The organism is Paracoccus solventivorans (assembly GCF_900142875.1).
GTDB lineage: Bacteria > Pseudomonadota > Alphaproteobacteria > Rhodobacterales > Rhodobacteraceae > Paracoccus > Paracoccus solventivorans.
Genome location: NZ_FRCK01000002.1, coordinates 503,330 through 516,212 on the forward strand (window position 1 = coordinate 503,330; position 12,883 = coordinate 516,212).

The 12,883-nt window shown below is 69.4% G+C and carries 12 protein-coding genes; 7 read left to right on the forward strand and 5 right to left on the reverse strand.

Going from position 1 to position 12,883, the window contains the following annotated elements; genetic code table 11:
• Positions 1-5 precede the first annotated feature (5 nt).
• Complete coding sequence (locus tag BUB57_RS05615) at positions 6-1,316, forward strand: NAD(P)/FAD-dependent oxidoreductase (RefSeq protein WP_073063427.1); 1,311 nt, start codon at positions 6-8, stop codon at positions 1,314-1,316.
• On the opposite strand, the gene BUB57_RS05620 is transcribed toward BUB57_RS05615, so the two are convergent.
• The 4 genes from BUB57_RS05620 to folK all read right to left on the reverse strand — a co-directional run bounded on the left by BUB57_RS05620 (position 1,313) and on the right by folK (position 5,202).
• On the reverse strand, positions 1,313-1,948 hold the full coding sequence (locus BUB57_RS05620) for a DUF2062 domain-containing protein (protein WP_073063714.1): 636 nt from the start codon (positions 1,946-1,948) through the stop codon (positions 1,313-1,315). The genes BUB57_RS05615 and BUB57_RS05620 overlap by 4 nt on opposite strands.
• Positions 1,949-2,069: 121 nt before the next feature.
• Positions 2,070-4,190 carry a RelA/SpoT family protein gene (locus BUB57_RS05625; RefSeq protein WP_073063430.1) on the reverse strand — a complete coding sequence of 707 codons (2,121 nt, stop codon included), beginning with the start codon at positions 4,188-4,190 and terminating at the stop codon, positions 2,070-2,072.
• 22 nt (positions 4,191-4,212) lie between these two features.
• Positions 4,213-4,569 carry a DNA-directed RNA polymerase subunit omega gene (gene rpoZ, locus BUB57_RS05630; protein WP_073063433.1) on the reverse strand — a complete coding sequence of 119 codons (357 nt, stop codon included), beginning with the start codon at positions 4,567-4,569 and terminating at the stop codon, positions 4,213-4,215.
• Between the two features lie 63 nt (positions 4,570-4,632).
• A complete protein-coding gene (gene folK, locus BUB57_RS05635) occupies positions 4,633-5,202 on the reverse strand; it encodes a 2-amino-4-hydroxy-6-hydroxymethyldihydropteridine diphosphokinase (RefSeq protein WP_073063436.1) in 570 nt (189 codons plus the stop codon).
• 34 nt (positions 5,203-5,236) lie between these two features.
• Between folK and BUB57_RS05640 the strand changes: the two genes are divergently transcribed.
• Together BUB57_RS05640 and BUB57_RS05645 are read left to right on the forward strand one after the other, a co-directional pair.
• Positions 5,237-5,806, forward strand: coding sequence for a LabA-like NYN domain-containing protein (locus tag BUB57_RS05640; protein ID WP_073063439.1), 570 nt, complete (start codon positions 5,237-5,239; stop codon positions 5,804-5,806).
• 130 nt (positions 5,807-5,936) lie between these two features.
• Positions 5,937-6,650 carry a PAS domain-containing protein gene (locus BUB57_RS05645; protein ID WP_073063443.1) on the forward strand — a complete coding sequence of 238 codons (714 nt, stop codon included), beginning with the start codon at positions 5,937-5,939 and terminating at the stop codon, positions 6,648-6,650.
• A 352-nt stretch (positions 6,651-7,002) separates the two neighbouring features.
• On the opposite strand, the gene BUB57_RS05650 is transcribed toward BUB57_RS05645, so the two are convergent.
• Positions 7,003-8,424, reverse strand: a complete 1,422-nt coding sequence (locus tag BUB57_RS05650; protein WP_073063717.1) for a class II 3-deoxy-7-phosphoheptulonate synthase — start codon at positions 8,422-8,424, stop codon at positions 7,003-7,005.
• A gap of 249 nt (positions 8,425-8,673) precedes the next feature.
• Here BUB57_RS05650 and BUB57_RS05655 point away from each other — a divergent pair, with 249 nt between their 5' ends.
• From BUB57_RS05655 to BUB57_RS05670, 4 genes are all read left to right on the forward strand, one after another.
• Entirely contained in the window at positions 8,674-9,858 is a 1,185-nt protein-coding gene (locus BUB57_RS05655) for an ABC transporter substrate-binding protein (RefSeq protein ID WP_073063446.1), read from the forward strand.
• 124 nt (positions 9,859-9,982) lie between these two features.
• The gene (locus tag BUB57_RS05660; protein WP_073063448.1) at positions 9,983-11,167 is read left to right on the forward strand and encodes an ABC transporter substrate-binding protein; all 1,185 of its coding nucleotides are present in this window, start codon (positions 9,983-9,985) and stop codon (positions 11,165-11,167) included.
• A gap of 110 nt (positions 11,168-11,277) precedes the next feature.
• Positions 11,278-12,165, forward strand: coding sequence for an ABC transporter ATP-binding protein (locus BUB57_RS05665; RefSeq protein WP_073063451.1), 888 nt, complete (start codon positions 11,278-11,280; stop codon positions 12,163-12,165).
• Positions 12,165-12,875 (forward strand): ABC transporter ATP-binding protein, encoded by a 711-nt coding sequence (locus BUB57_RS05670; RefSeq protein ID WP_073063454.1) that lies wholly within the window; start codon positions 12,165-12,167, stop codon positions 12,873-12,875. Before BUB57_RS05665 ends, BUB57_RS05670 begins: the two co-directional genes overlap by 1 nt.
• Positions 12,876-12,883: the final 8 nt, after the last annotated feature.

Below are 12,883 nucleotides of genomic sequence, written 5' to 3' on the forward strand. Positions count from 1 at the left end.
CGCGCATGAACCTGCTTTTCGCCAATGACCGCCGCGGGGAATATCCGCCCAGCCTGTACGCCGAGCAGAACCCGGCGCTGCCGCCGTTTCCGCCGCTGCGGGGGGATGCGCGGGCTGATGTGGCGGTGGTGGGCGCGGGCTACACCGGGCTCAGCGCGGCGCTGACGCTGGCGCGGGCGGGACGCTCGGTCGTGCTGCTCGAGGCGCAGCGGGTGGGCTTTGGCGCCTCGGGGCGCAATGGCGGGCAGATGGGCTCGGGGCAGCGGCTCGAGGTTGACGAGCTGGAACGGATGGCCGGGCGCACGGCGGCGCGGCGGCTGTGGGACATGGCCGAGGAGGCCAAGGCCCTGACCCGTGCCTTGGCGGCCGAGGGCGGGGTGACGGTCCATCCCGGCATCGCCCACGCCGCCCGCAATCCCCGCGAGGTCCGCCATGCCCATGAAAACGCCGAGCGTCTGGCCCGCGACTACGGCTATGCGCTGATCGAGCCGCTGGATGCGGCCGGGCTGCGGGCGCTGGTGAAATCGCCGCTGTATGCGGGGGGCGATCTCGACCGCGGCGCCGGCCACCTGGACCCGCTGGCGCTGGCGCTGGGGCTGGCGCGGCTAGCCGCAGCGGCGGGGGTGCGCATCCACGAGGGCGCCCATGTCCACGCCATAAGCCACGCGCGGCGCGCGGGCGAGGCCACGATCGTTCAGACCGGCGCCGGGCGGGTGATCTGCGATCACGTCATCCTGGCCGCGAACGGCTATCTGGGGCATCTGGACATGGGCGTCGCCGCCCGCGTCATGCCGATCAACAATTTCGTGGTCGCGACCGAGCCGCTGGGCGCGCGCGCCGACGACATCCTGGGGGAAAACATCGCCGTCCACGACACCCGCTTCGTGGTGAACTACTGGCGGCTGAGCGAGGACCGGCGGCTGGTGTTCGGCGGCGGCGAGAGCCTCGGCTATCGCTTTCCGCGCGACATCGCCGCCAAGGTGCGCCGGCCGCTGGAACAGGTCTATCCGCAGCTGAAGGGGGTGCGCATCACCCATGGCTGGGGCGGCACGCTGGCGATCACCATGAACCGGATGCCGTATTTCGCGCGCCCCGCCCCGAACTGCCTGTCGGCCAGCGGGTTTTCCGGGCACGGGGTGGCGCTGGCCAATCTTTCGGGCAAGCTGATGGCGCAGGCGGTGATCGGCCAGTCCGAGGGGTTCGAGACCATGGCCGCCCTGCCCCTGCCCGCCTTTCCCGGCGGCGCGGCGCTGCGCTGGCCGCTGCTGGTCGCCGGCATGGGCTGGTATTCGCTGCGCGACCGGCTGGGGGTCTAGCGGCCCTCGCCGCTGTCCTCGCTCCCGGGGCGGGCAGAGGCGTGGCGGCGGGCGATACGCTGCAGCTTGCGGCGGTGGTAGGTGCGCACCAGCGGCACGGTCAGGTAGTGGAACACCGTCGCCGCGATCAGCCCGGGGATGAGGCCGCCCACCAGATAGGGCAGGAAGATGCCGTTGAAGAACGCCAGCAGCCGGTCCCACTCGGCCACCCGCCCGTCGAAGATCGACATGAAATTATGCCACAGCTGCCCGCTTGCGGCGGTAAAGGCGGCCATGATCACCCCGGGCGACATGCTGCCCGGCACCCCCAGCATCCAGCGCCCCAGCCCCACCGACATCACAGCGATGAAGGGGATGGTGACCGGATTGCCGATCAGAGAGCCCAGCACCGCGGCGATCAGATTGCCGCGCATCAGCCAGGCCAGCGCCAGCCCGCCCAGCAGATGCGCGCCGAACAGCGGGGTGAAGCTGATGAACACCCCCGCCGCCACCCCGCGGCCGATCCGGCTGGGCTCGTCGGGCAGGCGGCGGACCCGGTGCACGATATAGCGCACCGCCCGCGACCAGCCGCCCCGCGGATAGACGATATCGCTGGCGAGCTGCGAATAGCTGCGTGGCTTGCGCTTGAACACCCGGCCCGCCCCTTTCGGAAAATCCCGGATCAATGAACCAGCCGCACCCCGCGGCTGCAACCCGGAAAGCCGGGAAAATCGGCCCGCGCCACCTGCGCAGGATGCCTTGCCCCGCCCCGGCCTAGAACCGCGCCGAGGGGTCGCGGATGCGCGCCACCTGCGCCACGTCCGGCTCTGCGTCCAAGGCGGTCAGCAGCGCGTGCAGATGTTCGCGGTCGCGCAGTTCCACGTCGATGCGCAGCCGGTAGAAATCGGGCTTGCGGTCCAGGAACTCGAGGTCCGAGATATTGGCCCCCTGCGCCCCGATCAGCGTGCAGATCCGGCCCAGCACCCCGGCGTCGTGGCGGATGGTCAGCCCCAGCCGCGAGGAATAGACCGGCGGGTGCCGCCCTTCGCGCCAGCGCAGGTCGACCCAACGCTCGGGCTGGGCCTCGAAATCGGCCAGCACCGGGCAGTCGATGGCGTGGATCACCACCCCCTTGCCGCGATAGGTGATGCCGACGATGCGTTCCCCCGGCAGAGGATCGCAGCAGGGGGCGCGGGTGAACTCCTGATCGGCCTCGAGCCCGGCGACGGCGCGGGTGGCGTCGATCTCCTCCTCGGCCGGGGTCAGGTCGGGATAAAGCGCGCGGATCAGCTCCTGCGCCGACATCTCGGCCGAGCCGATGCGGGCCAGCATCTCGTCCACGTTCGGCAACGCCAGCGTCTTGGCGGCGGCGCGCAGCGCCTTGTCGGTGGCTTTGCGGTTGACGTGCTCGAAGGCGACGCGCACCAGCTCCGACCCCAGCCGGATGAAGCGCGAGCGGTCCTCCTCGCGCAGGCTGCGCCGGATCGCGGCCTTGGCGCGCCCGGTCACCACGATGTCCAGCCAGGTCGCCTGCGGCCGCTGCCCCGAGGCCGAGATGATGTCCACCGCCTGCCCGTTCTTGAGCCGGGTCCACAGCGGCACCCGGATCCCGTCCACCTTGGCGCCGACGCAGCTGTTGCCCAGCCGCGTGTGGATCGCATAGGCAAAGTCGATCGGCGTCGCCCCCTTGGGCAGCTGGATGACGTCGCCGCGCGGGGTGAAGCAGAACACCTGGTCCTGATACATCTCGAGCTTCACATGCTCGAGGAACTCGTCGTGGTCTTCTTCGCCGAAACGCTCGGTCAGGCTGGCCAGCCACTCGCCCGGATCGACCGCAAAGGGGTTCTTGCTGCGCACCCCGTCGCGATAGGCCCAATGCGCGGCGACGCCGGCCTCGGCCACCTCGTGCATGGCGCGGGTGCGGATCTGCACCTCGACCCGCGTGCCGTCGCGGGTGGAAACGGTGGTGTGGATCGAGCGGTAGCCGTTCGACTTGGGCTGGCTGATGTAGTCCTTGAACCGCCCCGGCACCATCCGCCACTTGCGGTGGATGATCCCCAGCGTGCGGTAGCAATCGGCTTCAGAGCGGGTGATGATGCGGAACCCGTAGATGTCGGACAGGCGGCTGAACGCCAGCTGCTTTTCCTGCATCTTGCGCCAGACGCTGAACGGGCGCTTGGCGCGGCCGAAGACCTCGGCCTCGACCCCCTCGGCGTCCAGCGTGGCGCGGATGTCGGCGGTGATCTGCGGGATCACGTCGCCGTTTTCCTTTTGCAGCACCACGAAGCGGCGGATGATCGAGTTGCGCGCCTCGGGGTTGATGACCTTGAAGGCGAGGTCTTCGAGCTCCTCGCGCATCCACTGCATCCCCATGCGCCCGGCCAGCGGCGCAAAGATGTCCATGGTCTCGCGCGCCTTCTGCACCTGTTTTTCCGGGCGCATCGACTTGATGGTGCGCATGTTGTGCAGCCGGTCGGCCAGCTTGACCAGGATCACGCGAAGATCGCGCGACATGGCCATGAAAAGCTTGCGGAAGTTTTCCGCCTGCTTCGAGTGCGCGCCCGAGAGTTGCAGGTTGGTCAGCTTGGTGACCCCGTCCACCAGATCGGCGATCTCGCGCCCGAAGATCTGGGCCACGTCGGTCCAGGTCGAGCGCGTGTCCTCGATGGTGTCGTGCAGCAGCGCGGTGATGATGGTGGCATCGTCCAGCCGCATCTCGGTCAGGATGGCGGCGACGGCGACGGGATGGGTGAAATAGGGTTCGCCCGAGTGGCGGAACTGCCCCTCGTGCATCCGGCGGCCATAGTCGAAGGCCTGCCGGATCAGTTCCGCATTGGTCCGAGGGTTGTAGTTGCGGACCAGTGCGATCAGGTCTTCGACGTCGAATCTTTCCAACCGAGATACCGCCCGGCTGCCGTCAGTTGCGGCCCTGCGCTTCCAGCATCATCCGCAGCATCCGTTCCTCGGATTCCTCGTCGGCGGGCTTGGGACGGTCGATCTCGGCCCCCAGCAGCAGCGCCATCGCGTCCTCTTCGGGCTCGTCGACCTCGATCTGGGTCTGGGTCTGCTCGATCATCCGCTCGCGCAGGTCGTCGACGGGCTGGGTCTCGTCCGCGATCTCGCGCAGGGCGATCACCGGGTTCTTGTCGTTGTCGGGGTCGACCGTCGCGGGCGAGCCGGCCGAGATCTCGCGGGCGCGATGGGCGGCCAGCAGGACCAGGTCAAATCGGTTGGGAACCTTGTCGACGCAATCCTCGACTGTCACGCGGGCCATGGCATACCTCTGCGAATCGGCTGAAGGGCAAGGTGGCATATGTGGGCGCCACCCCGGGCAATGTCAAGCAAGCGGCGCCATGCCGGCCAGCCCCGCCGGTCCCAGCGCCGCCAGCATCGCGGCCACGGTCCGGCCGGTGCGGGGGTGGCGCCACTGCGGCGCGATCTCGGCCAGCGGCGCCAGCACGAAACCGCGGTCCTGCAGCCGCGGATGCGGCAGGATCAGCCGGTCCGGGGTCAGGCGCTGCTGCTGGGCCGGCGGCAGCGCCCGCCAGCGGTCCTGTTCGGCGGCATCGGGCAGCACCAGCTCGCCCACCGCCAGCAGGTCGATGTCGATCACCCGCGCCCCCCAGCGGCCGCCGTCGCGCACCCGCCCCAGCGCCGCCTCCACTCGATGGGCCGCGGCCAGCAGCGCGGGCGCCGGCTGCGCCGACCACAGCGCCGCCGCCGCGTTGACGTAGTCGGGCCCGGAACCGGGTGGAAAGGCTGGGGTTTTCCAGAAGCGGCTGACCCGGGTGGCGGGCAGCCCCTCGGCCGCCAGCGCGCGCAGCGCGGCGCGCAGCCCGGCCTCGGGGGCACCTGTCGAAGAAAACAGGTTTGCACCCAGGGCCAGCAGCACTAGATTGTCCGACATATTTCCTATTTCCAGAGCTTTGGGAGACAAGGCGTTGTTCTACAAGGACGATCGGCTGGCGCTGTTCATCGACGGATCGAACCTTCACGCGGCCGCAAAGTCGTTGGGGTTCGACATTGATTACAAGCTTTTGCGTCAGGAGTTCGAGCGCCGGGGCAAGCTGACCCGCGCCTATTACTATACCGCGCTGCTGGAAAGCGAGGAATATTCCCCGATCCGGCCGCTGATCGACTGGCTGACCTACAACGGTTTCGCCATCGTCACCAAGCCGGCGCGCGAATACACCGACTCGATGGGCCGGCGCCGGATCAAGGGCAACATGGATGTCGAACTGACCGTCGACGCGCTGCAGCTGGCGCCGCATCTGGACCACGCGGTGGTGTTTTCCGGCGACGGCGACCTGCGCCCGATGATCGAGGCGCTGCAGCGGCAGGGGGTGCGGGTTTCCGTGGTCTCGACCCTGCGCAGCCAGCCGCCGATGATCGCCGACGAGCTGCGCCGCCAGGCCGACAATTTCATCGAGCTGGACGCGCTGCGCGACATCATCGGCCGCCCCCCGCGCGAGCCGCGCGAGCCCGAAGCCGACGCGCTGGCCGAGCCCTGAGCTTTCCCCGGCCGCGCCCGCACAGGCTGCGGCTGAAACCCGCCCGGCTTAACCCTTCGTCAATATTTTCCGAGACGGCCGCCGCCGCACCATATAGACACTGGGATCATACGAGTGGGATTCTGGTGCAATGGACGAGAACGACCGGTCCGCCCCGGCCAGCGACGGCCCGCCGCGGGTGCTGCACCTGCCGGATTTCGACCGGCAGTCGCCGGCGCGGGTGCTGACGGGGGTCCGCCGCTATTGGGATTCGCTGCGCCAGGGCCGGGCGGTGCCGTCGCGGCAGGACATCACCCCCATGGGGCTGCACCCGGCGCTGGACTTCGCCTTCATCATTGAACGCATCGCGCCGGGCGCGGCGCGGTTCCGGCTGGCCGGGCGGCATCTGATCGACCTGATGGGGATGGAGGTGCGGGGGATGCCGCTATGCGCGGTGATGCAGCCCGGGTCGCGCGGGCGCATCTCGGACGTGCTGGAAACCGTGTTCCAAGGGCCGCAGATCGCCGAAATCACCCTGCATTCCCCCGCCGCCTACGGCCGCCCCGAGCTGGCGGGCCGGATGCTGCTGCTGCCGCTGCGCTCGGACCTCGGCGACGTGACCCGGGCGCTGGGGTGCCTGGTGACCGAGAGCCCGATGGGGATGGCGCCGCGGCGCTTCGACCTGATATCCGACCGCGCCGACCCGGTGATCGAGGGCGCGCGGGTGCTGGTGCCCTCGCCCTCGCCGCAGGGCTTTGCCGAACCGCCGGTGCCCTGGAACCCCGCCGCCCCCCGCCGCGCCATCCGCGAGGACGAGACCCCCGAGGAACGCCGGGCGCGGTTCCGGGTGATCTCCGAGGACTGAGGAGTCCAGGTCGGACCCCGCGTCGGGGAAAGCCACTCGCAGCGCCCTGCCCGCGGCAGTCCTCCGGCCTTCCCGCGCGGAAGTCCACCCGGGGCGGCCGGACCTGCACCCGAGCTATCAGCGCCCTCTTGCCTGCGTCGCCCTGCTCGCGGCGTCCTAATTGCGGCGCTCCTGCAGACGTTGCAAGCGACGCGCCCCGCCGCCGCCCTGCAAAGCGGCAGCTGCTTCTTTCTGGCTCAAATACCCATGCTCCGGCGACGCAGGCGTGACCGGGCATCTTGTCCTCTGCCCCGCGAAAGCAAAACGGCGCGCCCCCGGGGAACGCGCCGTCGGCAATTGCAGGGGTGCGGGCTCAGCCCACGTCGCGCAGGGCGGCGGGGGTGCGGGTGCGGCGGGCGCGCAGTTCCTCGGCCACCAGGAAGGCCAGCTCCAGCGACTGGCTGGCGTTCAGCCGCGGGTCGCAGGCGGTGTGATAGCGCGAGGACAGGTCCTCGTCGGTGACCGCGCGCACGCCGCCGGTGCATTCGGTCACGTCCTTGCCGGTCATCTCGAAATGCACGCCGCCCGGCACCGTGCCCTCGGCCTGGTGGACGGCGAAGAACTCGCGCACCTCGCGCAGCACGGAATCGAACGGCCGGGTCTTGTAGCCCGAGGCCGACTTGATGGTGTTGCCGTGCATCGGGTCGCAGCACCAGACCACCTCGGCGCCTTCCTCCTGCACGGCGCGGACCAGCCGCGGCAGGTGGTCGCCGACCGAGCCGGCGCCGAACCGCGCGATCAGCGTCAGCCGCCCCGGCTCGTTTTCCGGGTTCAGCCGCGCCAGCAGCGCCTTGAGGTCGTCGGTGGTGATCGAGGGGCCGCATTTCAGCCCGATCGGGTTCTGCACGCCGCGGCAGAACTCCACATGCGCGCCGTCGACCTGGCGGGTGCGGTCGCCGATCCACAGCATGTGCCCCGACCCCGCCACCGGCAGGCCGCTGGTCGAATCGATCCGGGCCAGCGCCTCTTCGTATTCCAGCAGCAGGGCTTCGTGGCTGGTGTAGAACTCGACCGTGCCCAGCTCATGCGCGGTGTCCGAGCTGACCCCGGCCGCCTGCATGAAGGCCATCGCGTCGGAAATGCGGTCGGCGATGTCGCGATAGCGCGCGGCCTCGGGGCCGTCGGTGAAATCGGCGATCCAGCTTTGCACGCGGTGGATGTCGGCGTAGCCGCCGGTCGAAAACGCGCGCAGCAGGTTCAGGCTGGCGGCGGCCTGGGTATAGGCCTGCAGCATCCGCACCGGGTCGGGCACCCGCGCCGCAGCGGTGAAGTCGAAGCCGTTGATGATGTCGCCGCGGTAGCTGGGCAGCTCCTGCCCGTCCATCACCTCGGTCGGGGCGCTGCGCGGCTTGGCGAACTGCCCGGCCATGCGGCCGACCTTGACCACCGGCAGCTGCGCGCCCCAGGTCAGCACCACCGCCATCTGCAGCATCACCTTGAAGGTGTCGCGGATGTTGTCGGCCGAGAACTCGGCGAAGCTTTCGGCGCAGTCGCCCCCCTGCAGCAGGAAGCGGCGCCCGCGCGCGACATCGGCCAGCTGCGACTTCAGCCGCCGCGCCTCGCCGGCAAAGACCAGCGGCGGAAACCGGGTCAGCTGCGCCTCGACCGCGCGCACCGCATCCACGTCGGGATAATCCGGCATCTGGATCCGCGGCCGGGCGCGCCAGCCGTCGCGCTGCCAGTCGGTCGCCGGCGCGGCGGCGCGGGCGGTGGCGTTGCGGGCGGTATCGTGCATCTGCGGCATGGCTGCATCCTCTTGCGGGTTGCAGTCTTATAGGGAGGATGCGGCCCGGTTCAAAGCCCCCTGCCCGCCGCAGCCGTCCATTGCGTGCGGCATGTGGCCCCGACGGGCCGCCCGCGGCATCGGCGGCGCCCCGCGTTCCCCGCCGGAACCACAGGCCTTTGCCATAACAGACCGCTTTTCTTTCAAAACACCCCGTCCTACTGTCACCCTAGGGACGAATGTCCGATAGGGAGAATATTCATGAAGAAACTGCTTCTGGCCACGGCCACGCTGGCGCTGTCCGCGGGGCTTGCCTCGGCCGAAGAGGTCAAGATCGGCCTGTCGCTGGGCTTTACCGGCCCGCTCGAATCGCTGGCGCCGAACATGGCCAGCGGTGCGGAACTGGCCGTCAAGGAAGTCAGCGACTCGGGCAAGCTGCTGGATGGCAGCACGGTGACCGCGGTGCGCGCCGACAACACCTGCACCGACGCCGCCGCCTCGGTCGCGGCGGTCGAGCGGCTGGTGACCTCGGACAAGGTCAACGGGATCATGGGCGGCATGTGCTCGGGCGAGACCATCGCCAGCCTGGAACGGGTGGGCGTGCCGAACGGGATGGTGATGATCTCGCCCTCGGCCACCTCGCCGGCGCTGACCGACATCGAGGACCAGGGGTTCTTCTTCCGCACCTCGCCGTCGGATTCGCGGCAGGGCGAGGTGATGGCCGACATCACCCTGGAACACGGCATCCAGTCGGTGGCGATCACCTATACCAACAACGACTATGGCAAGGGGCTGGCCGAATCCTTCAAGACCGCCTTCGAGGCCAAGGGCGGCACGGTCACGATGATTTCCGCCCATGACGACGGCAAGGCCGATTATTCGGCCGAGGTCGGCGCGCTGGCCGCCGCCGGCGGGGACGCGCTGGCGGTGGTGGGCTATGTCGACCAGGGCGGGTCCGGCGTGATGCGCGGCGTGCTGGACGCGGGCGCGTTCGACACCTTCGTCCTGCCCGACGGCATGGTCGGCCAGCCGGTCGTCGACAGGTTCGGCACCGAGCTGGAGAAATCCTTCGGCCAGAACCCGGCCGCCGAGGGCGAGGGCCGCGACAAGTTCGTGGAACTGGCCCAGGCCGCGGGCTTCGACGGCACCTCGGCGTTTGCGGCCGAATCCTATGACGCCACGGCGCTGATGCTGCTGGCGATGCAGGCGGCCGGGTCCAGCGACCCGCGCGTCTACAAGGACAAGGTGATGGAGGTCGCCAACGCGCCGGGCGAAAAGATCGGCCCCGGCGACCTGGCGCGCGGGCTCGAGCTGCTCGCCGCCGGGCAGGACATCGACTATGACGGCGCCTCGGCCGTCGAGTTCGTGGAGCCCGGCGAAAGCGCCGGCACCTATCGCGAGGTCGATTTCAAGGGCGGCACGCTGAACGCGGTCCGCACCCGCTGATCGCTTGCCACAGCCCCGGCCGGACGCTCCGGCCGGGGTTTTTGCCCTCCGCACACAGGCGGCGGGCCAACAGGGACGCAACCGGCACCAAACGACCGGGCCCCGCAACCAACAGGAGAAACGCATGAACCGTTTTCTGATCGCGACGGCAGTGCTGGCGCTGACCGCCGGCGGCGCGCTGGCCGAGGAGATCAAGCTGGGCATCTCGCTGGGCTTCACCGGCCCGCTGGAATCCATGGCCCCGCCGATGGCCAATGCCGCCGAGCTGGCGATGAAGGAGGTCACCGACTCGGGCAAGCTGCTGGACGGCAGCACGGTGACCGCGGTGCGCGCCGACAACACCTGCGCCGATGCCGCGGCCTCGGTCGCGGCGGTCGAGCGGCTGGTGACATCCGAACGGGTGAACGGCATCGTCGGCGGCATGTGCTCGGGCGAGACCATCGCCAGCCTGGAACGGGTGGGTGTGCCGAACGGCATGGTGATGATCGCGCCCTCGGCGACCTCGCCCGCGCTGTCCACCATCGAGGACAAGGGCTTCTTCTTCCGCACCTCGCCGTCGGACGCGCGGCAGGGCGAGGTGATGGCCGACATCATCACCGACCGCGGGCTCAAGTCGGTGGCGGTCAGCTATACCAACAACGATTACGGCAAGGGGCTGGCGGATTCCTTCGTCTCGGCCTTCGAGGCCAAGGGCGGCTCGATCACGATGAATGCGGCCCATGACGACGGCAAGGCCGATTATTCGGCCGAGGTCGCGGCGCTGGCCGCCGCCGGGGGCGAGGCGCTGGTGGTCGCGGGCTATGTCGATCAGGGCGGTTCCGGCATCGTGCGGGGGGCGCTGGATTCGGGGGCGTTCGACACTTTCGTGTTCACCGACGGCATGGTGACGCAGGCGCTGGTCGACAAGTTCGGGACCGAGCTGGAACATTCCTTCGGCCAGAACCCCTCGGCCGAGGGCGAGGGCCGCGACGCCTTCATCGCGCTGGCGCGCGAGGCGGGGTTCGAGGGCTCGGACGCCTTTGCCGCGGAATCCTATGACGCGGCGGCGCTGATCATGCTGGCGATGCAGGCGGCGGGTTCCAGCGATCCGCGCGTCTACAAGGACAAGGTGATGGATGTCGCCAACGCCCCCGGCGAAATGATCAACCCGGGCGAACTGGCCCGCGGGCTTGAACTGCTCGCCGCCGGGCAGGACATCGACTATGTCGGCGCCTCGGCGGTCGAGCTGGTGGGCGGCGGCGAAAGCGCCGGCACCTATCGCGAGGTCGACTACAAGGGCGGCGTGCTGAACGTGGTCGCCACCCGCTAGAGCCCCCGTGACGCAAGGTCCGCGGTGCCCTTTCTGCGGGCGCCGCGGCGGTTTTGCTTGGCGGATCGGCAATGTCCGGCTAGGCAGCGCGCGGGAGAATCGGAGCAAGCATGATCGAGGTCCATGACCTTCACCGGCATTTCGGCGGCTTTCGGGCCGTGGACGGTGCCAGCCTGACCATTCGCAAGGGGTCGATCACCGGCCTGATCGGGCCGAACGGCGCCGGGAAATCGACGCTGTTCAACGTGATCGCCGGGGTGCTGCCCCCGACATCGGGCCGGGTGCTGATGGCGGGCGAGGACATCACCGGCCTGGCCCCGCACCAGCTGTTCCACAAGGGGCTGCTGCGCACCTTCCAGATGGCGCATGAGTTCGGCTCGATGAGCGTGCGGGAAAACCTGATGATGGTGCCCCCCGGCCAGTCGGGCGAGACGCTGTGGAACACCTGGTTCGGCCGCCGGCGCATCGCGGGCGAGGAACGCGCCCTGCGCGCCCGCGCCGACGAGGTGCTGGATTTCCTGACCATCTCGCACGTGGCCGAGGAAAAGGCCGGCAACCTGTCCGGTGGGCAGAAGAAGCTGCTGGAACTGGGCCGCTGCATGATGGTCGATGCCCGCATCGTGTTCCTGGACGAGGTCGGCGCCGGCGTGAACCGCACGCTGCTGATGACCATCGCCGACGCGATCATCCGGCTGAACCGCGAACGCGGCTACACCTTCTGCGTGATCGAGCACGACATGGATTTCATCGGCAAGCTCTGCGACCCGGTGATCGTCATGGCCGAGGGCAAGGTGCTGGCCGAGGGCCCGGCCGACAGCATCATGGCCAACGAGGCGGTGATCGAGGCCTATCTGGGCCGCGGGCTGAAGAACAAGGTCAAGGCCGAGGCCGCCGAGGAAACCCTGTTCGGCGAAAGCCACGGGTTCCAGCCGGGGCTGGGCGACGAGGCCGGACAGGGCGGCGACGGGCAGCCGGCGCGGCCTCACGGGGGCATGTGATGGACAACGCCTATCTTTCCGCGACAGGGATGCGCGGCGGCTATGGCAAGGCCGACATCCTGAACGGCTGCGACATCTCGGTCGGGCGCGGCCAGATCGCGGTGATCGTCGGCCCCAACGGCGCCGGCAAGTCCACCGCGATGAAGGCGGTGTTCGGGATGCTTGACCTGCGCGAGGGCACGGTTCTGCTGGACGGGCAGGACATCGGCGGGCTGTCGCCGCAGGACCGGGTCCGCCGCGGCATGGGGTTCGTGCCGCAGGTCGCCAATGTCTTCCCGACCATGACGGTCGAGGAGAATCTGGAAATGGGCGCCTATATCCGCGACGACAATTTCCGCGACACCATGGAACAGGTCTATCAGCTGTTCCCCGCCGTCGCCGACAAGCGCCGCCAGCACGCCGGAGAGCTGTCGGGCGGCCAGCGCCAGCAGGTCGCCGTCGGCCGGGCGCTGATGACCCGGCCCAGCCTGCTGATGCTGGACGAACCGACCGCGGGCGTCAGCCCCATCGTCATGGACGAGCTGTTCGACCGCATCATCGAGATCGCCCGCACCGGGATTTCCATCCTCATGGTGGAACAGAACGCCCGGCAGGCACTGGAAATCGCCGACATCGGCTATGTGCTGGTGCAGGGCGCCAACCGCTATACCGGCACCGGCGCCGAGCTGATGGCCGACCCCGAGGTGCGCCGCACCTTCCTGGGGGGTTGAGCATGGCG

What these genes read in the sequence shown, in the direction of transcription:
- rpoZ (WP_073063433.1), bottom strand. Translation starts at nt 4,569, where the DNA reads ATGGCCCGCGTGACAGTCGAGGATTGCGTCGACAAGGTTCCCAACCGA.
- BUB57_RS05665 (WP_073063451.1), top strand. Translation starts at nt 11,278, where the DNA reads ATGATCGAGGTCCATGACCTTCACCGGCATTTCGGCGGCTTTCGGGCC.
- BUB57_RS05650 (WP_073063717.1), bottom strand. Translation starts at nt 8,424, where the DNA reads ATGCACGATACCGCCCGCAACGCCACCGCCCGCGCCGCCGCGCCGGCG.
- BUB57_RS05670 (WP_073063454.1), top strand. Translation starts at nt 12,165, where the DNA reads ATGGACAACGCCTATCTTTCCGCGACAGGGATGCGCGGCGGCTATGGC.
- BUB57_RS05645 (WP_073063443.1), top strand. Translation starts at nt 5,937, where the DNA reads ATGGACGAGAACGACCGGTCCGCCCCGGCCAGCGACGGCCCGCCGCGG.
- folK (WP_073063436.1), bottom strand. Translation starts at nt 5,202, where the DNA reads ATGTCGGACAATCTAGTGCTGCTGGCCCTGGGTGCAAACCTGTTTTCT.
- BUB57_RS05655 (WP_073063446.1), top strand. Translation starts at nt 8,674, where the DNA reads ATGAAGAAACTGCTTCTGGCCACGGCCACGCTGGCGCTGTCCGCGGGG.
- BUB57_RS05660 (WP_073063448.1), top strand. Translation starts at nt 9,983, where the DNA reads ATGAACCGTTTTCTGATCGCGACGGCAGTGCTGGCGCTGACCGCCGGC.
- BUB57_RS05615 (WP_073063427.1), top strand. Translation starts at nt 6, where the DNA reads ATGAACCTGCTTTTCGCCAATGACCGCCGCGGGGAATATCCGCCCAGC.